This is a genomic window from Phocaeicola abscessus CCUG 55929 (assembly GCF_000312445.1).
In the GTDB taxonomy this organism is placed as follows: domain Bacteria; phylum Bacteroidota; class Bacteroidia; order Bacteroidales; family Bacteroidaceae; genus Phocaeicola; species Phocaeicola abscessus.
In genome coordinates, this window is sequence record NZ_HE997186.1 from 207,435 (window position 1) to 229,619 (window position 22,185).

Consider the following 22,185-nt stretch of genomic DNA (forward strand, 5'->3'; position numbering starts at 1 on the left):
TTGTTAACGTGCCTACGTTAACAAATTTTTATGCCTATGAAATTTCGATTTCGTGCGGATGGAATTTTCGCTTCGCGCCTACGAAGTTTCCATCGCTACCTGCTTAGAGTTTCTCCAAGACGGCCTTAGCCTGCGCATAGCCTTCTTCGTACAAGGCCGTCAGTTTCGTCGTATCCGTTTCCATGCGGTCGACTTTCAGTGTTTTCACCGGCCGGATAGCAATGATCGAGCCTTCCTCTTCCATCTTCTCGACCATCTCCAACTGTTCGTTGTAAACCTCGATACGATGGCTCAATGCGACGCGCAATCGGGGATAGTTTCGATACACGAAGCGTATCCTACGATCTTTTTCCCGATTCCGATAGCCCTTGTTCCGGGTAAGCACGACGACATTCTTCGCATATCCCTGACCGATAGCTCGCCGAAGAGGAATGGAATCGACAATGCCGCCATCGAGCATGGGACGACCGTCGACACAAGCCGTCGGGCAGACGTACGGGAGACTCGCCGAAGCTCTTGCGATAGCGACCACACGCTGGCGGTCACGTTTCTCCTCCAGGTACAGGGCCCGTCCCGTCAGACAATCGGTCGTCACCATCTCGAACCGGGCAGGATTCGCCTCGTAAGCGTCGTAATCGTACGGCAGGATTTCATTCGGGAAATGTTCATACAGCAAATCCATATCCAGGATACTGCGGTTCGTCCAGAGATGTTTGATACCCAAATAATGATACTTGTCCAACAAATCGATATTGCTGTACTTCGCCCTTCCTCTTTGATGCGACAAGTACGAGAGGCCGTTGCAAGCTCCCGCCGAGACCCCTACCACATAAGGGAAATAAAGACGCATATCCAACAGATAATCGAGTACGCCGCACGTAAACACGCCCCGCATCCCTCCTCCTTCGAGCACCAAGCCCGTTTTATCGTCGATTGTCAGCATAGTACTATTATTTAACGCAAAAATACGTTTTCCCGTTGAAAAATTATAGCCGAACATGCTGAAAAAAAGATTAATTTTATTATGTTTGCGACGAAGATCGTATTTAAAAATCAATAAAATCACAGGATATGTTTGATCTGTCTGTTTACAAAAACCGTCGGGCTGCGCTGCACAAGAAGATTCCGCACGGCATCGTTTTACTTTTAGGCAACCAAGAAGCGCCGGCCAACTACCCCGACAATACGTATCGTTATCGTCAGGACAGTACCTTTCTCTATTTCTTCGGGCATTCGCTGCCGGGCCTGGCAGGCATACTCGATCTCGACGCGCATAGAGATTACTTCTTCGGGAATGACGTCACGATGGACGACATCATCTGGATGGGACCGCAACCGAGCATAGCAGAATTAGGAGCCCAAGTAGGCGTTCCCCGCAGCTATCCGCTGAAACAACTCAACAAAATGATCGGCGAGGCCGTGGCCAAAGGGCGAAAGATCCACTTCCTTCCTCCTTATCGGTTCGACCATTACCTCTGGCTGGAAGCACTGACGGGCATTCGCGCCGCCGCCGTTCAGAACTACACATCCGTCGAACTGATCAAAGCGGTCGTCGCGCTGCGCGCTTCCAAAGAACCCTGTGAAATCGAAGAACTGGATAAAGCCGCACACGTGGGCTACCTGATGCACACTACGGCCATGAAGATGTGCCGGCCGGGTGTCAAAGAACAGCTGATCGCCGGAGCGCTGGACGGCATCGCCTCGCAATACGGAAGCATGGTTTCCTTCCCCACCATCCTCACCCAACACGGCGAAACCCTGCACAATCACGGGCACGACCATCTTTTAGAAAAGGGCCATCTCATGCTGACGGACGCCGGCGCCGAACTGACCAGCAGCTATTGCTCGGATCATACGCGCACCGTTCCGGTGAGCGGAAAATTCACCGATAGACAAAAAGACATATACAACCTGGTGCTGGCCGGGCACGACCACGCGCTGGAATTGGCCAAGCCCGGCGTCACTTACCAATCCGTGCATTTGGCCGTATGCAAGGTATTGGCGCGAGGACTGAAAGACCTCGGCCTGATGAAAGGCGATACGGACGAAGCCGTCGCCGCAGGAGCTCATGCCTTGTTCCTTCCTCACGGATTAGGCCACATGATGGGATTGGACGTACACGACATGGAAAATCTCGGACAGACATACGTCGGTTTCGACGACGAAGTCCGCCCGTCGGACCAGTTCGGACTCAGCGCATTGCGTATGGGACGCAGGTTGCAGGAAGGTTTCGTCATCACCGACGAACCCGGATGCTACTTCATTCCGGCACTGATCGACAAATGGAAAGCCGCCCGCCTGCACGCTTCCTTCCTGAACTACGACGAAATAGAAAAATTCAAAGATTTCGGCGGGATCCGCATAGAAGACGATATTCTCATCACGAAAGACGGTTCCCGTTTCTTGGGGAAAGAACGTATCCCCGTCACGGTAAAAGAAATAGAAGCGTTCATGAGAAACAATTAATCATCCATCATAATTAAAAATGAAAAAATTAGCACTGCTCGTCGCGATCGGACTGATAAGCATCAGTTCCTTCGCTCAGGAAAAGAAAGAGGAAGCGGAGAAAGAAGGCTTCGTCTTCACCACCGTAAAAGCCAATCCTATTACCTCCGTAAAAAATCAAAACCGGGCCGGCACCTGTTGGTGCTACTCCTCCATGGGCTTTCTGGAATCGGAATTGCTCCGCATGGGGAAGGGAACCTACGATTTCTCCGAAATGTATCTCGCCGAAAAGACGTATATGGACCGCGCAGAAGCCGCCGTCCGCATGCACGGCGACGTATCTTTCTCGCAAGGAGGCTCGTTCTACGACGTGATCTACGGAATGGACCGCTTCGGATTGGTTCCCGAAGAAGTAATGCCCCCCGGCGTCATGTACGGCGATACACTCAGCGACCATACCGAACTCTCGGCCTTGACCGACGCCATGGTAGCTGCGATCACCAAAGGCAAACTCCGCAAATTACAAACCGATCCCGACGGAAACGCCTTGTGGAAGAAAGCGATCGAAGCCGTTCATGAGACCTACTTGGGAAAAGCTCCGGAAACTTTCGTCTACGAAGGGAAAACCTATACGCCACGCTCCTTCTACCAATCCCTGGGACTGAACGCCAACGATTATATTTCGCTGACCTCATACACCCATCATCCTTTCTATCAGCCGTTCGTCATCGAGGTGCAAGACAACTGGCGCTGGGCAAAATCTTACAACTTGCCCATCGACGAATTGCTCGAAGTGTTCGACTATGCGATCGACAACGGATATACGATCGCCTGGGGAGCCGACGTAAGCGAACAAGGCTTTACGCGAAACGGCATTGCCGTGGTCCCCGACACGAAGAAGATCGTCGAACTGAGCGGATCGGACATGGCTCACTGGCTGAAGCTGCCTCAGCAGGAAAGAAATATCACGGAAAAACCCGGACCGGAGAAATGGGTTACTCAGGCCGAACGTCAACAAGCATACGACAACTGGGAAACCACCGACGATCACGGCATGCAAATCTACGGCATCGCCAAAGATCAAAACGGAACGGAATATTATATGGTCAAGAACTCGTGGGGTGAATCAGGCAAATACAACGGCATATGGTACGCATCCAAAGCGTTCGTCCGCTATAAAACCATGAATATCCTCGTTCACAAGAAAGCGCTTCCCAAAGAAATTGCAAAGAAATTAGGCGTTCAAATGTAATTTTTCCTCTATTTAAGCAGATATCCTACCTGCCTTCGGCTCGCGGATTTCATTATATTATTGCCAATTCTGTATTTTTTATATAGAATTGGCAATTTATACCTGTTTTTTTTCTAACTTTACGCTCCAATAAAAAGGAAGAGTCTTCTCGGGCATTCCTTTTTATTCCGGAAAACAGAAAAAGAAAAAACAATATATATAATGAATTTCAAATGGAACTATCAACCTCCCATCCAAGAACAGATAGAAGCAGCTAAAGCACTTGCGAGAGAAGCGGGAATCAGTCCTATTCTCGGCAAACTCCTGTTGAAAAGGGGCATCACCTCTGCCGCAGAGGCCAAGCGATTCTTCCGCCCCCAGTTAAACGAGTTGCACGATCCTTTCCTGATGAAAGACATGAGTGCAGCCGTAGAACGGCTTAACCAAGCGATGGGAAAGAAAGAACGCATATTGGTATACGGAGACTACGACGTAGACGGGGTCACTTCGGTCGCATTGGTTTATAAATTTATTCTCCAATTCTATTCCAACATCGATTACTACATCCCCGATCGGTACGAAGAAGGCTATGGCGTTTCGAAACGAGGAATAGATTATGCGTACGAAACGGGAGTAAAACTCATCATTGTCTTGGATTGCGGAATCAAAGCCGTAGAAGCGATCGGTTATGCCAAAGAAAAAGGCATAGACTTTATCATCTGCGATCACCACGTCCCCGACGAAGTACTTCCGCCTGCCGTAGCTATCCTGAACGCGAAGCGGAAAGACGCTACCTACCCCTACGAACATCTGTCGGGTTGCGGAGTAGGATTCAAATTCATGCAAGCATTCGCTTCGAATAACGGCATCGAATTTCAGTGTCTGGCTCCTCTGCTCGATTTGGTGGCCGTAGCCATCGCATCGGATATCGTTCCCATCATGGGAGAAAATCGGGTATTGGCCTATCACGGATTGAAACAATTGAATTCGAATCCGAGTGTCGGCTTGAAAGCGATCGTAGATATTTGTGGCCTGCAAAGCAAAGAAATCACGATGAACGATATCGTTTTCAAAATAGGCCCTCGTATCAATGCCTCCGGTCGCATACAAAACGGAAAGGAAGCAGTAGAACTGCTCATCGAAAAAGATTTTGCCCTTGCCCTCGAGAAGGCCAACCAAATCAACGCATACAACGAGACGCGAAAAGATTTGGACAAATCTATGACGGAAGAAGCGACCAAGTTAGTCGTCGACAAAGAAAGCTTAAACCAACGCCGATCCATCGTCATCTATAATGAGAAGTGGCACAAAGGCGTCATAGGCATCGTCGCATCCCGACTGATGGAAACCTACTACCGGCCGGCTGTCGTTCTCACCCGCACGGAAGAACTCGCTACCGGGTCTGCCCGCTCGGTGATCGGATTCGATGTATACAAAGCCATCGAAAGCTGCCGAGACCTGCTGGAAAATTTCGGAGGACATACGTATGCGGCAGGATTATCGATGAAAATAGAAAATGTCGCCGAATTCGCCCGTCGCTTTGAAGCTTATGTGGCCGAACATATTGCACAAGAACAGACCTCTCCGGTATTAAACATCGACGCCCTCATCGATTTCAAAGATATTACGCCCAAATTCCATGCAGACTTGAAGAAGTTCAATCCTTTCGGGCCGGACAACCACAAACCCGTATTCTGTACGCATCATGTTTACGATTACGGCACGAGCAAAGTGGTGGGAAGGAATCAGGAACATATCAAGTTAGAACTGGTGGACAACAAATCGAATAACGTAATGAACGGCATCGCTTTCGGACAAAGCTCGCAGGCTCGTTATATCAAAACGAAACGTGCCTTCGACATCTGCTTTACCATCGAGGAAAATACGCATAAACACGGAGAAATCCAACTGCAAATCGAAGATATCAGGCAAGCTGAAACAGTATGACTTATCAAACGATTCTGAAAGAATACTGGGGCTACGACAGCTTTCGAGGCATTCAGGAAGAAATCATCGATAGCATCGGCTCCGGACATGATACCTTGGGACTGATGCCTACGGGCGGAGGCAAGTCGATCGCATTTCAAGTGCCCGCCTTAGCCAAACAAGGCATTTGCATCGTCGTCACGCCGCTTATCGCCCTGATGAAAGATCAGGTACGACACCTTCGCAAACGCGGAATCAAGGCCATAGCCGTATATTCGGGAATGACTCGCGGGGAGATAGTAATCGCTCTGGACAATTGCATCTACGGAGACTATAAATTTCTCTACATATCTCCGGAACGATTGGCCACGGAGTTGTTCATCACGAAAGTCCGCAGCATGCGGGTAAGCATGATCACGGTCGACGAGTCGCACTGCATCTCGCAATGGGGATATGATTTCCGTCCCGCCTACTTGAAGATCGCCGATATCCGCAAGTTGCTTCCCGACATACCCGTGCTGGCTCTGACGGCGACGGCGACACCTCCTGTTGCAAAAGATATTCAGGACAAGCTGCTGTTCCGGGAGGGGAGTCGCGTTATCCGGATGAGTTTCGAACGGGAGAATTTGGCTTACATCGTCCGAAAAACAGAAAACAAGATAGAAACGCTCATGCATATCCTCGAGACCATTGCGGGCTCGGCCATCGTTTATACGCGAAGCCGGAAACGAACCAAAGAGATCGCCGACCGACTGAACCGGGAAGGCGTCACCGCCACGTTTTATCATGCCGGTCTGAACGACGACGTAAAAGACTTGCGACAGAAAGCCTGGGTGAACGACGAAATTAGGGTGATGGTCGCTACGAATGCATTCGGCATGGGCATCGATAAACCGGATGTCCGATCGGTCGTTCATGCCGACATACCCGATTCTCCGGAAGCTTACTTCCAAGAGGCGGGGCGGGCGGGACGCGACGGGCACAAGGCGTATGCCATCCTGCTCTATGCTAAAGGTGATAACACCGCACTGAACAAACGAATATCCGATGCCTTCCCCGATAAAGCGTACATCCGCGAAGTATACGAGCATATCAACTACTATTTCGAGATGGCGATGGGCGACGGAGAAGGATGCACGTTCGCATTCGACTTGGACGATTTCTGCCTGAAATTCAAACACTTTCCCGTCCAAGCCGACAGCGCGCTGAAGATTCTCACGAAAGCGGGATATTTGGAATATACCGAAGAACAAGACAATGCCTCGCAGTTGTTGTTTATCGTCAGGAGAGACGAGCTCTACCTCTTGAACAGCAACGATGCGGATACCGACCGCCTGATCAACCTCATCCTTCGCTCCTATACGGGACTGTTCTCCGATTACGCCTACATCAATGAAGAATCGCTGGCAGTACGGACCGGCTTAAGCCGCGAACGAATCTATCAACTCTTGCTGAACCTTTCGAAAAGACAGATCATCAGCTACATTCCTCGCAAACGGACTCCTTTCATCCTGTACACTAGGGAAAGAATGGAGAAAGACAGCCTTCGGATTCCTCCCGAAATCTACGAGGATCGGAAAAAGAGTTATGCCGACCGCATCCATGCGATGATCGACTACGCAAACTCGGATGATAAATGCCGAAGTCGGATGCTCCTCCGCTACTTCGGAGAGAAAAATGAACACAACTGCGGACAATGCGACGTCTGTCTCCAACAACCTCCCCAAGACATGCACAAGGACACTTTCGAACGAATAGCGCATCGAATGCGTCTCCTCTTGAAAGAATCACCTATCAGCCATGTAGAAATGATGAAACACTTCGAGGAAGAAGGGGAACGGGCTGAACAAGTATTGCAATACCTGCTGGCCGAAGAGCGAATCAAGCTGAAAGACGGGACGCTTTCCTCGTAGGTTTTTACGAATTTATGCTAACTTTGCAGACGAACAGTCACACAGCGTATGAATCTATTTAAATCCTTATTCAACCCTCGTGAAAGATCGGAGGAAGACGAGAGAGAAAAGAACGAAAAAAAGAACTTCGAAATCTTGAAATACGACGGTATCCGTGCCTTTCACATGCAACGGGCCGACTATGCCGTCGAATGCTTTAAACGGGCAGCGGATATCCGGGAAGACGCCGAAGTGTACGATCACTTGGCTAATGCCTACGTACAGCTCGGGAAATGGGAAGAGGCGCAGATGGCGCTCGACCGATGGATCCGGTTCGAACCGGAAAACGCCCGACCGCGCATCTCTCTCGCTCATATCTGCTTCGTACAAGAAGATTACGAATGCATGCACGAGGTCTGTCGAAAGGCTTTAGAAGTCGAAACGGACGATCCAAGGATCTATTATCTTGCCGCAAGGGCAAACGCCGGACTGCAAAACCTTCCCGAAGCCATTGCACAATTGGATAAAGCGATTGAGTTGAAAACCGATTACGCGGATGCATACCTGCTCAGAGCGAAGCTGCTGGCGGATACGGACGATCCCAACAGTGCGAAGGACGACGTCGAAAAGCTATTATCGCTCGATCCGGAGAACGAAGATGCCGCCCTGCTGAAAGCGCGGCTCGAACTGTCCGAAGGACAGGTTGCCGAAGCGGAAAGAAGCATCCGGACCGTGATCGAATCGAACCCGTTCAACCGCAGCGCCTACTTGTTGCTGGGAAAACTCTTCCAAACGAATGAAGCGTGGGAGAAAGCAATCGCAGTGTATTCCGATGCGATCGACGTGCTGCCCGAATTCGCAGAGGCGTATCGAGAGAGAAGTCGGGCCCGATTGGAAGCCGGCGACGAAAAAGGAGCGGAAACCGACCTCGAGAAAGCGGAAACATTCTATCCGCCGGAAGAAACCCTTGCCTCCAGCCCCGACTACGAGAACATGAAGCGACATATCCCTTTCTGACAGAGAAGCCATCGGCTCGAAAGTCTCGGAAGAAGTGCCTAAAAGCCCATCACTACATAAGCTTCGACCAACTGTTTCAGCGCCCGCTCGAGGACAGAACGCGGACTGCCGACATTTAAGCGCATAAACCCTTTCCCTTCTTCGCCGAAGAGAGCCCCATCGTTCAAAGCCAGATGCGCCTTGTCGACAAAGAAATCGTTCAATGCTTCCTGTGAAAGGCACAGCGCCCGACAATCCAACCAAACCAGGTATGAAGCGTGCGGTCGCAGCACACGGATCTTCGGGGTATGCTCCTGCAAGAAATCAGCCGTATAATCGATGTTTCCCTGAATATAAGCAAGGCACTGGTCGAGCCATTCGGTCCCATGCGTGTAGGCGGCCTCCACCGAAAGAAAAGCGAAGACATGCCCCATATTCGATTCGCCCGCTTCCAAGAAAGTCTCGAAACGACGGTGCAACGCCTTGTCGTATATGATCGCCTGCGAAGCCGAGATACCCGGAATATTGAACGCCTTGCTCGGAGCCATGAAAGTAACGGAATTCATCTTCGCCCGCTCGCCGACCATGCAGAAAGGACGATGTCGATAAGGCGGCAACGTCAAGTCGGCATGGATTTCGTCGGACAAAACCAACACGCCTTCCTCGTAGCAAATCTCCGCCACCGCGCACAGCTCTTCTTCCTTCCAAACCACCCCTCCCGGATTATGAGGATTGCAAAGGATAAAGAGTTTGCACCCCTTCACCTTCCGGCAGAAATCGTCGATATCCATACGATACACTCCGTCTTCCAAAATCAACGGATTGGTTACCACCTGACGCCCGTTGGCCAGGGAGACTTGACGGAAAGGATGATATACCGGCGGCTGAATCAAAATCTTGTCACCGCGTGCTGTAAAGCAATTTATCGCAAAAGCAATTCCCGGAACGATCCCCCCGACAAACGTAATCGCTCCTCGATCGACAGACATTCCGTAACGCGATTTCACCCAATCGATAATAGACCGATAATATCCATCGTGCTCGGAGGTATAGCCCAGAATCTCTCTGTCGCAGCGCCGACGGATCGCGTCCAAGATAAAAGGAGGACTTGCGAAATCCATATCTGCCACCCAAAGCGGAATCAGGTCTGTTCTGCCCCAGTGTTTCTGCAAACCGGCCAGCTTGATAGCGGCAGTTCCTTCGCGATCGATTATTCTGTCAAAATCGTAGATCATGGTACATGCTTATTTTACGAGTCTTACAAAATTAGATAAAAAGAAAGAAAAAACAAGACTGTGCCCTGATATTTGTCTTTCGACCGTCGGCGTCGACATGCTGAAAGTAAAACTCCGGTTTCGGTGCTGCTAAATGGCTTGGCAAAACCGCCGCCCGAAGTTTTCCCGGATAAAGGATGGAGGCGGTATCAGTTATGCGTACGTCCTCATCCGGTACGGCAAAATTCCCGCATAAGGTGCAGCGACACAGAAAATTTAAGGGAAATTAATGTTCGTCACGCCGAATAATGCATTAAATTTGTGGAGACAATAAAAAATAGAAACGAAACCATGAAAAACGCCTGTTTCTTTGCGGTTGACTTAGGGGCAACCAGCGGTAGGACAATTGTCGGCTGCTTATCCGATCAGCAACTCGAACTGCAACAACTCACCCGTTTCCCCAATACCATCATTCAGGTCAACGGGCATTATTACTGGGATATTTACGCCCTCTACGGAGAAATCGTCAAAGGATTGAAAGAAGCGGCCGACCGACAAATCCCCATCCGATCCATCGGGATCGATACGTGGGGGGTCGACTTCGTCTTTATCGGCAAAGACGGCGAATTGTTGCGTACCCCTTACTCGTATAGAGATACGCAGACGGTCGGGGCACCCGAAGCTTACTTCAAAGAAATATCGCGTCGGGAAGTGTACGGCCTCACCGGCATTCAGATCATGAACTTCAACTCGCTATACCAACTGCACGCCTTGTATCGGCGCGGCTGTTCCGCCTTGGCGGCGGCAGACAAAATCCTGTTTATGCCCGATGCATTAGGCTATATGCTAACCGGAAAGATGACGACCGAATACACGATAGCCTCCACCTCGCAGATGCTGAATCCTCGCACCAAAAACTTCGAGGACAAATTGCTCGATGCGGCGGGCGTGAAAAGTGCGCAGTTCGCACCGATCGTACTGCCGGGCACTCGATTGGGCGTCTTAACGGACGAAGTACAGAAGCAGACCGGACTGGGTGCCATACCGATCGTTTCCGTTGCCGGGCACGATACCGCCTCTGCCGTCGCCTCGGTACCTGCCGTGGGCGAACGCTTCGCATACCTGAGCTCCGGAACGTGGAGCTTAATGGGTATCGAAATCAAAGAGCCGATTATCAACGAGGAGAGCTTGGAAAAGAACTTTACCAACGAAGGCGGCGTAGAAGGCACCGTCCGTTTCCTGAAAAACATCTGCGGCATGTGGCTGCTGGAACGCTGCCGGGCAGAACGTCCCGTCCTGCGAGAATACGGTTACGACGAATTGAACCGGCTCGCCTCCGCATCACCGGCCTTTCGTAGTCTGATTAATCCGGACGCACCGTGCTTCGCCAACCCGAAATCGATGCCGAATGCCATCCGACAGTACTGCGAGCAAACGGAACAACCCGTGCCCGATACGGATGCCCGGCTGACGCGCTGCATCTTCGATAGTCTGGCGTTGCGTTATAAGCAAGTATTCAAAGATTTGCAGCAAATGGCTCCATTCCCCATTGAACGGTTGCATATCATCGGCGGAGGATCGAAAAACGAACTCCTCGACCAGTTCGCAAGTAATGCGCTCGGGATCCCCGTAACAGCTGGACCAACAGAGGGGACGGCCATCGGAAATCTCATGATGCAAGCCAAAGCCGACGGTATCGTCGCCACGATCGAGGACATGCGGGCGCTGATTCGCGCATCGGCCGAAACCAGATCATTCGAACCGCAGGATAACGACCTGTGGGAAGCAGGATACAGGAAGTATCTAACCGTTTACCGCGACGATTTATAAAGTATAATTCACCATTAATGATAAAACCATGAAAGAAAATCTGATTACAAAAGCTTACGAGATTGCGAAAGAACGTTATGCCGCCGTCGGCGTAGATACCGACAAAGCGATCGAAATATTAGAGAAGACGCCGATCTCCCTGCATTGCTGGCAGGCCGATGACGTAGTGGGCTTCGAACGCAACGAGGCAGTATCCGGAGGTATTCAAACCACGGGGAATTATCCCGGCAGGGCACGGAACATCGACGAACTGCGTGAAGATATCAACCAGGTGACCTCCCTACTCGCCGGTACGTTCCGCTTGAACCTGCACGAGATCTATGGCGAGTTTGACGGTCGATCCGTCGACCGCGACGAAGTGGAAACCAAACATTTCCAAGGCTGGATCGACTGGGCGAAAACCAACGGCCTGAAGTTGGATTTCAATTCGACGAGCTTCTCTCACCCCAAGAGCGGTTACCTGACGTTAGCCAATCCAGACAAGGGCATCCGCGATTTCTGGATCGAACACACCAAACGTTGCCGGCGCATTGCCGAAGCGATGGGTGAGGCACAAGGTGATCCCTGCATCATGAACATCTGGATTCACGACGGCTTAAAAGATCTAACCGTCGAACGCATGCGGTATCGGGAAATCCTGAAAGATTCGCTCGACGAAATACTCGCCGAAAAGCTACCACACATGAGACCTTGCCTGGAAGCCAAACTCTTTGGCATCGGCATGGAAAGTTATACGGTGGGCTCGCACGACTTCTATGTAGGTTACTGCTCGAAGCACAACGTGATGTATACGTTAGACACCGGCCACTACGAACAGACGGAGAACGTGAGCGACATGGTGGCTTCGTTGCTCTTATTCGTTCCGGAGCTCATGCTGCACGTCAGCCGTCCTGTCCGCTGGGATTCCGATCACGTCACCATCATGAACGATCAGACGCTCGATCTGTTCAAAGAATTGGTACGTTCCGAAGCCTTAAACCGCGCCCATATCGGCCTCGACTACTTCGATGCCTCCATCAACCGCATCGGCGCTTATATCATCGGTACCCGTGCCACGCAGAAGTGCCTGCTCTCCGCTCTTCTGGAACCGTTGGCCACGTTACGCAAATACGAGGACGAAGGCAAATGGTTCGAACGTCTGGCACTGCTCGAAGAGGCTAAGACACTTCCGTTCGGCGCCGTTTACGACTACTTCAACCAAAAGCATGACGTGCCCGTGGGGGAGGCGTTCATCCCTTCCGTCGAAGCGTACGAAGCTACGGTTACATCGAAGAGGAGATAATGAGTCATGGAAATCGTCATCGGATTAATTATCATCGCTATCGGCGCCTTTTGTCAGTCGAGCAGTTATGTTCCCATCAATAAAATAAAAGATTGGAGCTGGGAAAGTTATTGGATGGTGCAAGGGATCTTCGCGTGGCTGATATTTCCTTTCTTAGGCGCCTTATTGGCGGTTCCTTCCGGCTATTCCTTATTCGACGTATATGGGGCTAATCCCTCCTCGACCTTATGGGCGATCTTCTTCGGCATTTTATGGGGTATCGGCGGATTGACTTTCGGCTTATCCATGCGATACTTGGGAGTAGCCTTAGGACAATCCATCGCCTTGGGCACCTGCGCTGGTTTAGGCACCATCCTCACCCCCGTTTTTACCGGTAACACGGACGATCTGACCACCCCCGTCATCGTAGGGGTGGCTGTAACCTTGATCGGTATCGGCATCATTGGGTATGCGGGGCGTTTGAAATCGGCCGAATTGAGCGACGAAGAGAAGAAGAAAGCCGTCAAGGACTTCAACTTCCCGAAAGGCATCTTCGTCGCTTTGCTCGCCGGATTCATGAGCGCCTGTTTCAGCATCGGACTCGGATTCGGAGAACCTTTGCATTTCGCAGAAAGCAAGGAGATCTTCCAAACGCTGCCCGCCACCTTTATGGTTACTTTGGGAGGATTTATCACCAATGCCGTTTATTGTTTTTATCAGAACTCGAAGCATCAGACCTGGAGCGATTACGGCAATACTTCGCTATACCTGAACAACCTTCTCTTCTGTGCCCTGGCGGGCATCCTCTGGTACAGTCAATTCTTCGGTTTAAGCTTGGGGAAAGGTTTTCTGGCTTCATCGGCCGTCCTGCTTACCTTCTCGTGGTGTATCCTGATGGCACTTAACGTCACGTTCAGCAATGTCTGGGGGATTCTTCTGAAAGAATGGAAAGGATGCAAGAGGAAGACCATCTCATGGCTGGTTGCCGGATTGGTCGTATTGATTATATCCTCCTTCCTGCCGCAATTATTAAAATAAGCTACATATTTTGAACATCATGAATTCTATTTTAATCAACAGACCGATCCTCGCCAACGAGATCGAAAAAATAAGCGAAGTGGCGGGCTACCTCTGGCAGAACGGCTGGGCGGAACGCAACGGCGGCAATATCACCGTCAATATCACCGAATATGCCGACGATGGTGTCAGAGCGTTGCCCGCCATCAGCAAAGTCAAGCCCATCGGTATCAGGTTGCCGTCGTTGAAAGGTTGCTATTTCTATTGCAAAGGCACAGGAAAGCGGATGCGTGACCTCGCCCGGCGACCGATGGAAAACGGAGCTGTCATCCGCATCCTGGACGACTGTGCCCATTACGTGATCATAGCCGACCAGCCCGTCGATCCCACGAGCGAGCTTCCCTCCCACCTGTCCATACACAGTCGTCTGATCGAAACGGGGTCACCTTACAAAGCCACCGTCCATACCCATCCCATCGAATTGGTGGCGATGAGCCATTCCAAGGAATTCCTGAAGAAAGACGTGCTGACGCAGATATTGTGGAGCATGATTCCCGAGACGAAAGCATTCTGCCCCTTGGGCTTAGGCGTCGTCCCTTACGAGCTTCCCGGATCCGAAGCGTTGGCGAACGGTACGTTGGCGGAGTTGGAAGATTACGACGTGGTTCTTTGGGAAAAACACGGCGTTTTTGCCAAAGGGTTGGATGTCATGGATGCCTTCGATCAGATCGACGTACTCTCCAAGAGTGCGAAGATCTATATAGCCGCCAGAAGCATGGGGTTCGAACCGGAAGGTATGAACGACTCCCAGTTGAAAGCAATGAGCATCGCATTTCACTTGCCCAAATGACAAGGCTGAATAAAACTTGGATGACGATCGTACTGATGCCGCTTCTCCTCTCGCCGGCGTTAGCGAATGGCAGCAGTCGCACGGCTCCGAAGGCAACCACAAACGATACGGCGCGCATCGAGCAGGATCCGGCAGACAAGCCTGTCGAATACAGCGTTTTGGACATACCGGTCTCCGTCGAATTCTGCGGAAAGACGATAGATCTGACCCGATTCGACCGGCGAGAACGAATGGACAGAGAATTGCTCGCATTCATGTACATGCACAGTACTTCGTTGCAAATGATCAAACGCGCCAACAGATACTTTCCCGCGATAGAACCCATTCTGAAAAGTAACGGTATACCCGATGACTTCAAGTACCTGATGACCATCGAAAGCAACGTGAACCCTACGGCCAGATCGAAAGCCGGAGCGGCCGGTCTATGGCAATTCATGCCTGCGACGGGCAGAGCATACGGCTTGGAAGTGAATGACAACATAGACGAGCGATACCATGTAGAGAAAGCGACCCGGGCAGCTTGCAGATATTTGAAAGAGGCTTACGACAAATACGGCGACTGGGTCGCCGTGACCGCTTCGTACAATGCAGGGCAAGCGCGTATCTCGCAACAGTTGGAAAAACAAGCGGTGACAAACTCGTTAGACCTGCACCTGATCGAGGAAACCGCCCGATACGTATACCGTATCTTGGCAGCGAAAATCATGTTCCACCGCCCCGGTACCTTCGGCTTCCGCCTCAAGGCGGCCGACCTCTATCCTGTCATCCCTTGTAAAGAATATGCCATAACCCACGAGATCCCGAACTTAGTTTCGTGGGCTAAAACCAAGAATATAAATTATAGCATTCTGAAACAAATGAATCCCTGGTTAAGGGAAGATAAATTATTGAACAAAACTCATCGAACCTATATCTTGCATGTACCGACGAAAGAAGGCCTGTATTACGATCCACATAAAACAATAGCTTATGATGAGCGATGGATAACAAAATAAAGTAAGCGACAGACCGTGAATTCATCGCAGATTTTTGGTCGGTCTAAAGTTTTTATATAATTTTGAACGGTAATTTAAAACATAAAAGATGATGAATCAATTATTATTTTTAGGCAATTTAGGCATGCAGGAAATCATTCTGATCGCTTTCGTCATCCTGCTCCTCTTTGGCGGAAAGAAGATTCCGGAGCTGATGAAAGGTATCGGCAAGGGCGTTAGAAGTTTCAAAGACGGTGTAAGCGGCATCGAGAAAGAGATCACCGATGCAGCCAACGAAGAAGATAGAAAAGAACAGAAATAACCTTCCCGCATGACCGCTCGACAGAATCCTGACGCGATGTCATTTTGGGAACATTTAGACGTATTAAGGGGCATTCTTTTCAAGATTGCCCTTATTACTCTTCTATTCGCAGCAATAGCATTCGCTTTCAAAGAGACCTTGTTCAACATCATTTTAGCTCCTAAGAATGATGATTTCATTATTTACAAATTCTTCCGATCTATAAGCCGTATTTTCTCCTCCGACGGGAACGACGGACACTTTGCCGTACAGCTGATCAATACCGGATTGGCCAAGCAGTTCGTCATACACATGAAAGCCGCCATTTACGCTGGCTTTTTAGTTGCTGCCCCCTATACGCTCTATCAACTCTTCCGGTTCGTTTCGCCCGCTTTGTATACCAACGAGCGCAAATATGCCGTCAAAGTATTGGGTGGCGGGGGAATCATGTTCGCATTCGGAGTATTGCTCAGCTATTTCCTCATATTCCCACTCACGTTCCGCTTCTTGGGCACTTATCAGGTGAGCGAAGAGGTGGTGAATATGATTTCTTTGGAATCGTACATGGATACCTTGATGATGCTCTGCGTGATGATGGGTATCGTATTCGAGATCCCCATCCTCTGCTGGCTGTTTGCCAAATTCGGCTTCCTAACCGCCGAATTCATGCAGAAATACCGTAAGCATGCAGTAGTCATCCTGCTGGTCGTCTCGGCGGTCATCACGCCTACGGCCGACATCTTCACCCTTACCGTAGTGGCGCTACCGATGTGGATTCTCTATGAAGCAAGCATCCTCATCGTACAGCGTACGAAGGCTGCTCAGAAAGCGCAGGAAGCATTGGAAGAAGAGGAAGAACGCAAAGAAGACGAAGCTTGGAGAGCTAGACAGCAGGCTAAAGAACGACAGACGCAAGAATCGGAAACGGTCGCGCGAGACGGGGAAGCAGAAAATCAACCGGAAGACTATAATCAGACATACCATTACTATGACGACCGCATCCCCGACGAGAAAAAAACTCCTGCTCCTCCGAAGAGGAACAAACAGCAGGAAAACCTGAAAAGGCTCAAGCGAAGCAGAAAGAAAAAGAAAAGGAAATAAAAAGGTCTGGATGGGTTCCGCAAGGATCAAAAATAAAAGTGGCTGTGCCGAAACGAAAGTTTTGGCGCAGCCACTTTATTTATTTGTCAATTCCCGATCACGGCATGGCAGGTAATGCCCAACCGTCGCGATAGGTATGTTTGATCAACTCTTCGGCGAAAGATTTCGCATTGAGTTTCTCGGTATCCCTACCGAATGTCGGGTGCCCATCCTTCACGGTGAAGTTATCTTTCTTCGTGATTTCGATCTCATCCGTATCCGAGATATTGGTAAACTTCATGTTCGGACCGTCCCAATCCAAGATACGGTGCAAGCCTTGCAACCTGACAGCCAAAACTCCCATTACCACCATTTCGTTGAACGGACCTGCCTCCGAGAAGTCGGACGCGGGTTTCACCCGATTTTCCGGACTTTCCTTGCAAGCGCGTACCCAATCCATTTCATGGCTGAACGTGATCTCACGCTGAGTTTTAGGCACGTTCGGCATTCGGCCCGAAAGTAGCCACGGGTCGCGGCCGTAGCATCCGCAAATCAAGGTATCTTTGGTTCCGTAGAAAATCACCGGGCCGTCGATATCCAATTGTTTGTCCTTGGGGAAGCCCTTCGGTAGATCCGGCGTAATGCCGCCGTCGGTCCAACGCACTTCTACTTCGGGAAGTTTCACCTTGCACTTCTTGTTCTTCGACTGACGAGCGGGGAAAGTCAACTGAATGCTTTGAGCCGTCGGAGCGCAATCGGTCAACAACAGGGTCGAGCTACCCTGTACCTTTGTCGGATAACCTAATTGCAAAGCTTTGAAGATCGGATGCATCACGTGGCAAGCCATATCGCCCAAAGCTCCCGTTCCGTAAGCCCACCATCCTCGCCAATTCCAGGGATGATAAATCTCGTTGTAAGGAATCATTTTTGCCGGCCCGGTAAACAAGTCCCAATTCAACGTGTCGGGAACCCATTGTCCCGACGGGGTAGGAAGTCCTTGCGGCCAGATCGGACGATTCGTCCCGCAGTCGACACGGGTTACTTCACCGATCTCGCCATTCCATATCCAGTCGCAGGTTTGACGCACGCCGGCCGCCGAAGAGCCCTGGTTCCCCATCTGGGTGGCCACCTGATATTTCTCGGCCAGCTTGGTGAGCAAGCGGGATTCGTATACGGAGTGAGTCAACGGCTTCTGCACGTACACGTGTTTGCCCAAAGTCATAGCCTGCGCAGCGATGATACAGTGGGTATGGTCGGCCGTAGCCACGATAACAGCGTCGATCTGATCGCGCATTTCGTCAAACATCTTACGCCAATCCCAATACTTCTTTGCCTTGGGGAATTCTTCGAATACCTTCGCTGCGTATTTCCAGTCCACATCACATAGAGCGACGAGGTTTTCCGTAGCCTTTACCGCATTGATATTCGCATGCCCCATCCCGCCGATACCTACGGCGGCGATGTTCAACTTGTCGCTGGGCGAAACATGCCCGTGACTCTTACCTAAGATGATGTTGGGAGCAATCGTAAATGCTGCCGCAGCCATCGCACTTCGCTGGAGGAAGTCCCTTCTCGAAATTTTTGACATAGTGGTAAACTTTAAAAAATTAATATGTTGATTTGATACATCAAGTAATCCTCTTCGCTTTTTTACCCCACTAAGATACGAAATGATGACGATTAACTACAAAATTTACTTCGTTTTTTTTAAAATTAGCGCAAATTATATACAGTCGGGGGCTTTGGGGGCCATCGATATATACCTTCTCCGCCTTAAACGGGCGGCCGATTGCTTTCAAGAATTGCTCACCTCATTGTGCCGAAACATTTACTGCGACACTCCCTCTTCGAACCGGATCGGATCGTTGTATCGGATTTGCAAGCGTTGTAATTCGGTTTTCAGTTCTTTCACAACAGTTTCATACTCCGGAAGGCCATATAGATTATGCATATTCATCGGGTCTTTTTCTATATCGTAGAGTTCCCAAGCATTCACATCTCCATAGAAATACACCAATGCATACTTCTCCGTCCTCACACCGTAATGTTTATTCACGACATGTCCGTCGGGATATTCATAATAGTGGTAATAGAGGGAATGTCGCCACTGAAGCGTCTTCTCCCCTTTCAGCAAAGGGAGAAGCGAAATACCTTGCAGGTCGGCCGGAACATTCACTCCCGCCCATTCAAGCATGGTCGGGGCGTAATCAATATTCTGTACCATTTCCGTCACATTACCGCGCTTTCCTCCGGGTAAATAAATCAACAAAGGGGTACGGAAAGACTCTTCGTACATAAAACGCTTATCAAACCATCCGTACTCGCCCATATAAAAGCCTTGATCCGAAGTATAAACAATCATCGTATGTTCAGCAGACCCTGTGTTTTCAGATAGCTGATCACCCGCCCTACGTTACGGTCAATCGAAGTAATCACTCGACAGTAGTCGTGCATATATCGCTGATATTTCCATGCATCCAGCATCTTGCCTGTCGGTCGATCCTTTTTGATTTTCGCTATAATTGGATCGTAATAGGCATCCCACGTAGCTCTCTGTTCAGGAGTCATCTGGGCGTACAATTGACGTCCCCATTTTTCCAACCGGGCATTCGAATGTATTTCGTTTTCCTTATCGGCCATTTTCAAATCGTATACGATATCCATATCCTTACCGATGCTCATCTTCTGAACCTGCACCGCTTCTCTGCCTTCATAATCGTCATAGAAATTCGTCGGCATCGGATAAGTCACATCCTCGTAGAGGGAGAGGTCGCACGTATCGGGCATCCACGTTCGATGCGGCGCCTTATGATGGCCGAACAAACAGAAGGGTTTAGTCTTGTCGCGGATGCTATCCAACCACTGAATGGCTACTTCCGTGATCAAATTGATAGCATATCCTTCCCGTTTGATTCTCTCCCCGTTTTTTTATGAAATCCGGATTATAATAGTTACCTTGTCCGACCAATATATCCCAATAATCAAAGCCGGTCGGATCAGACACCAGATGCCATTTCCCTATCATCGCCGTCTGGTAGCCGGATTGTTGCAATAACTTCGGAAAGGTCTGTTGACTTCCGTCAAACACATCCGAATTGTCTTTGAAACCGTTCGCATGGCTGTGCTTGCCGGTCAACATGCAAGCCCGACTCGGTCCGCTTAACGAATTAGCCACGAAACTATTGGTGAAACGTGCACCATTATCGGCAATCCAATCAATGTGAGGGGTCTCGACGAACCGACGGTCGTACGCACCGATAGTTTGATAAGCATGATCGTCGCACATGATGTATACGATATTCATCGGCTTTTTATCGTTCGTCTCCACTTGGTCGGCGGGCTGAGACTTTCCTCCCAGAGGAACGAGGGTCGTAGTCCCCGCCATCAGGAAAAGCGTAGATGCCGTTTTCTTCATACAGAATATCAGTTTCTGCGGCTCGAATAAACCAATATATAATACACCAATGTAGCCAATGAGCTCAAGGCGGCGACCACATAGGTGTAAGCGGCGGATTTAAGCGCGTCGGCCGCCGCACCATGGTTGGAAACGTTCGTAATGCCGGAACGGTTCAACCATATCAACGCGCGTTGGGAAGCATTGATCTCAACGGGCAGTGTAATAAGGCTGAACAGGGTGGTCATAGCGAACAGACAAATCCCTATGAGCAAGAGCTGCGGAAAAGTTTTCAGAAGCAAAAGACCGGCCAGCAGGATCCAAGTCATAATACTCGACGAGAACTGAACCACAGGCACCAGTGCGCTGCGCATCCTCAACGGAGCGTAAGCCTGTGCATGTTGCAAAGCGTGGCCGCACTCGTGTGCAGCGACAGCCGCCGCCGCAACGCTATCGCTTGCATAAACCGATTCGCTGAGATTGACCGTCTTGGTCGCCGGATTATAAAAGTCGGTCAGCATACCGGAAGTGCTCGTCACCTCTACATCGTAGATACCGTTGTCGTGCAGCATCCGTTCGGCCACTTCCTTGCCTGTTAAGCCGCTTTGCAACGGCAGCTTTGCGTATTTCTCAAATTTCCTTTTCACATTGGCTTGAGCCAAATAGCTCAATAAAGCGATGCCAATAAATAAAATCCAATAAACTGTCATAATGCTCTCTTTTAAATACATGTAAATATACAAGATTTTCCATACAAACCGCTTGCCAATCGAAGATATTTATAAAGAATTAATGTTCATCATCTTCTTCTCATCGAAAATATAGCTACCTTTGGACATTAAAATATCCGTATGGAACAACCTATCAATGCGATCAACATCGCGGATCTCCGCAAAAAATACCCGTTGTTAGAAGGGTTCGATAACGATTTCCTGATCAACGACAATAGAGACTATATCGTAAACTACGACGATTTCATCCTGCACTACCCTATCCGCATAGATGGTATCATTATTTGTTTATGCAAAGAAGGCGAAGGATGGATTCAAATAAACCTGAGGAAGTACGAGGTGAAAGCGAACGACATGTTCATCTGTGCACCCAACGACTTGATTCAAGCCTCTACTCCCCAAGGCGACCATGCCATTCAAGCCATCATGATCTCGGCCAATTTTTTAAAAGAGATGTACATCTCGTTAAACACGTTGTTGCCCTTCTTCATGTCGGTAAAAGAAAACCCAGTCTTTTCCCTTTCGGATGACGAGATGAAGGAACTGGACACTTGCTTCCGATACGTACACCGGGAAGTAAAAGTCGAGGGAAAATATCAAAAAGAAGTACTTCGCAATCTCTTGGCGGCCTATCTCTATAAGTTGGGAAACATGCTGTATCGTAAGATGCCCGAAATGCAAACGGAAGACCCTAGACCCCTCAAACGGGAAGAAGTACTGTTCAACGAGTTCATCAAACTGGTCAAAGAGCATCATTGCCGGGAACGGCGAGTCGACTTCTACGCCGCCAAACTCTACCTGAGTGCGAAGCATTTCTCGTCAGTTATCAAACGATTTAGCGGAAAAACGGCCGGGCAATGGATCGACGATTATGTCATCCTCGAAGCCAAGACGTTACTCCGCTATTCCACCCTCTCCGTCCAAGAGGTGGCCTACTCCCTGAACTTCAGCAACGCCTCCTTCTTCGGCAAATATTTCAAGCACCAAACGGGCATGTCGCCCAGCGAATATAAGTCGAAATAAAGGACCGTCAAAGAGAGAAG

Annotated in this window: 16 protein-coding genes and 2 pseudogenes; 13 read left to right on the forward strand and 5 right to left on the reverse strand. The window is 49.8% G+C overall.

Features of this window, described 5'->3' with window-relative positions; translation table 11 throughout:
• Positions 1 to 103: 103 nt before the first annotated feature.
• Complete coding sequence (locus BN102_RS10080) at positions 104 to 940, reverse strand: patatin-like phospholipase family protein (protein WP_036788017.1); 837 nt, start codon at positions 938 to 940, stop codon at positions 104 to 106.
• Positions 941 to 1,071: 131 nt separating this feature from the next.
• Here BN102_RS10080 and BN102_RS10085 point away from each other — a divergent pair, with 131 nt between their 5' ends.
• The 5 genes from BN102_RS10085 (at position 1,072) to BN102_RS10105 (ending at position 8,511) form a co-directional block, all read left to right on the forward strand.
• On the forward strand, positions 1,072 to 2,466 hold the full coding sequence (locus BN102_RS10085) for an aminopeptidase P family protein (protein ID WP_019209027.1): 1,395 nt from the start codon (positions 1,072 to 1,074) through the stop codon (positions 2,464 to 2,466).
• A 19-nt stretch (positions 2,467 to 2,485) separates the two neighbouring features.
• Positions 2,486 to 3,697 carry a C1 family peptidase gene (locus BN102_RS10090; RefSeq protein WP_019209028.1) on the forward strand — a complete coding sequence of 404 codons (1,212 nt, stop codon included), beginning with the start codon at positions 2,486 to 2,488 and terminating at the stop codon, positions 3,695 to 3,697.
• A 201-nt stretch (positions 3,698 to 3,898) separates the two neighbouring features.
• Entirely contained in the window at positions 3,899 to 5,623 is a 1,725-nt protein-coding gene (gene recJ, locus BN102_RS10095; RefSeq protein ID WP_019209029.1) for a single-stranded-DNA-specific exonuclease RecJ, read from the forward strand.
• Entirely contained in the window at positions 5,620 to 7,515 is a 1,896-nt protein-coding gene (locus BN102_RS10100) for a RecQ family ATP-dependent DNA helicase (protein ID WP_019209030.1), read from the forward strand. The genes recJ and BN102_RS10100 overlap by 4 nt, the downstream gene beginning before the upstream one ends.
• A gap of 48 nt (positions 7,516 to 7,563) precedes the next feature.
• Positions 7,564 to 8,511 carry a tetratricopeptide repeat protein gene (locus BN102_RS10105; protein WP_019209031.1) on the forward strand — a complete coding sequence of 316 codons (948 nt, stop codon included), beginning with the start codon at positions 7,564 to 7,566 and terminating at the stop codon, positions 8,509 to 8,511.
• A gap of 38 nt (positions 8,512 to 8,549) precedes the next feature.
• Here the strand turns inward: BN102_RS10105 and BN102_RS10110 are convergent, their stop codons facing one another.
• The gene (locus tag BN102_RS10110; protein ID WP_019209032.1) at positions 8,550 to 9,725 is read right to left on the reverse strand and encodes a MalY/PatB family protein; all 1,176 of its coding nucleotides are present in this window, start codon (positions 9,723 to 9,725) and stop codon (positions 8,550 to 8,552) included.
• A 330-nt stretch (positions 9,726 to 10,055) separates the two neighbouring features.
• Between BN102_RS10110 and BN102_RS10115 the strand changes: the two genes are divergently transcribed.
• The 7 genes and pseudogenes from BN102_RS10115 to tatC all read left to right on the forward strand — a co-directional run.
• Positions 10,056 to 11,534: a rhamnulokinase gene (locus BN102_RS10115; RefSeq protein WP_019209033.1), complete on the forward strand. Its 1,479-nt coding sequence runs from the start codon at positions 10,056 to 10,058 to the stop codon at positions 11,532 to 11,534.
• Positions 11,535 to 11,562: 28 nt separating this feature from the next.
• On the forward strand, positions 11,563 to 12,816 hold the full coding sequence (locus BN102_RS10120; protein ID WP_019209034.1) for an L-rhamnose isomerase: 1,254 nt from the start codon (positions 11,563 to 11,565) through the stop codon (positions 12,814 to 12,816).
• A gap of 6 nt (positions 12,817 to 12,822) precedes the next feature.
• The gene (rhaT, locus tag BN102_RS10125) at positions 12,823 to 13,833 is read left to right on the forward strand and encodes an L-rhamnose/proton symporter RhaT (protein ID WP_019209035.1); all 1,011 of its coding nucleotides are present in this window, start codon (positions 12,823 to 12,825) and stop codon (positions 13,831 to 13,833) included.
• A 19-nt stretch (positions 13,834 to 13,852) separates the two neighbouring features.
• Positions 13,853 to 14,662: a rhamnulose-1-phosphate aldolase gene (gene rhaD / locus BN102_RS10130; RefSeq protein WP_019209036.1), complete on the forward strand. Its 810-nt coding sequence runs from the start codon at positions 13,853 to 13,855 to the stop codon at positions 14,660 to 14,662.
• Complete coding sequence (locus tag BN102_RS10135) at positions 14,659 to 15,657, forward strand: lytic transglycosylase domain-containing protein (protein ID WP_019209037.1); 999 nt, start codon at positions 14,659 to 14,661, stop codon at positions 15,655 to 15,657. Before rhaD ends, BN102_RS10135 begins: the two co-directional genes overlap by 4 nt.
• Before the next feature lie 91 nt (positions 15,658 to 15,748).
• Positions 15,749 to 15,958 carry a Sec-independent protein translocase subunit TatA/TatB gene (locus BN102_RS10140; protein ID WP_035455638.1) on the forward strand — a complete coding sequence of 70 codons (210 nt, stop codon included), beginning with the start codon at positions 15,749 to 15,751 and terminating at the stop codon, positions 15,956 to 15,958.
• A 9-nt stretch (positions 15,959 to 15,967) separates the two neighbouring features.
• Positions 15,968 to 16,798, forward strand: a pseudogene (tatC, locus tag BN102_RS10145) (twin-arginine translocase subunit TatC); the annotation flags it as partial.
• A gap of 337 nt (positions 16,799 to 17,135) precedes the next feature.
• Here the strand turns inward: tatC and BN102_RS10150 are convergent.
• The 3 genes and pseudogenes from BN102_RS10150 to BN102_RS10160 all read right to left on the reverse strand — a co-directional run bounded on the left by BN102_RS10150 (position 17,136) and on the right by BN102_RS10160 (position 21,121).
• The gene (locus tag BN102_RS10150; protein ID WP_021311135.1) at positions 17,136 to 18,605 is read right to left on the reverse strand and encodes a glycoside 3-dehydrogenase; all 1,470 of its coding nucleotides are present in this window, start codon (positions 18,603 to 18,605) and stop codon (positions 17,136 to 17,138) included.
• A 240-nt stretch (positions 18,606 to 18,845) separates the two neighbouring features.
• A pseudogene (locus BN102_RS11260) lies at positions 18,846 to 20,432 on the reverse strand (sulfatase family protein).
• 8 nt (positions 20,433 to 20,440) lie between these two features.
• On the reverse strand, positions 20,441 to 21,121 hold the full coding sequence (locus tag BN102_RS10160) for a zinc metallopeptidase (RefSeq protein ID WP_021311158.1): 681 nt from the start codon (positions 21,119 to 21,121) through the stop codon (positions 20,441 to 20,443).
• 141 nt (positions 21,122 to 21,262) lie between these two features.
• Between BN102_RS10160 and BN102_RS10165 the strand changes: the two genes are divergently transcribed.
• Positions 21,263 to 22,165, forward strand: a complete 903-nt coding sequence (locus BN102_RS10165; protein ID WP_019209043.1) for an AraC family transcriptional regulator — start codon at positions 21,263 to 21,265, stop codon at positions 22,163 to 22,165.
• Positions 22,166 to 22,185: the final 20 nt, after the last annotated feature.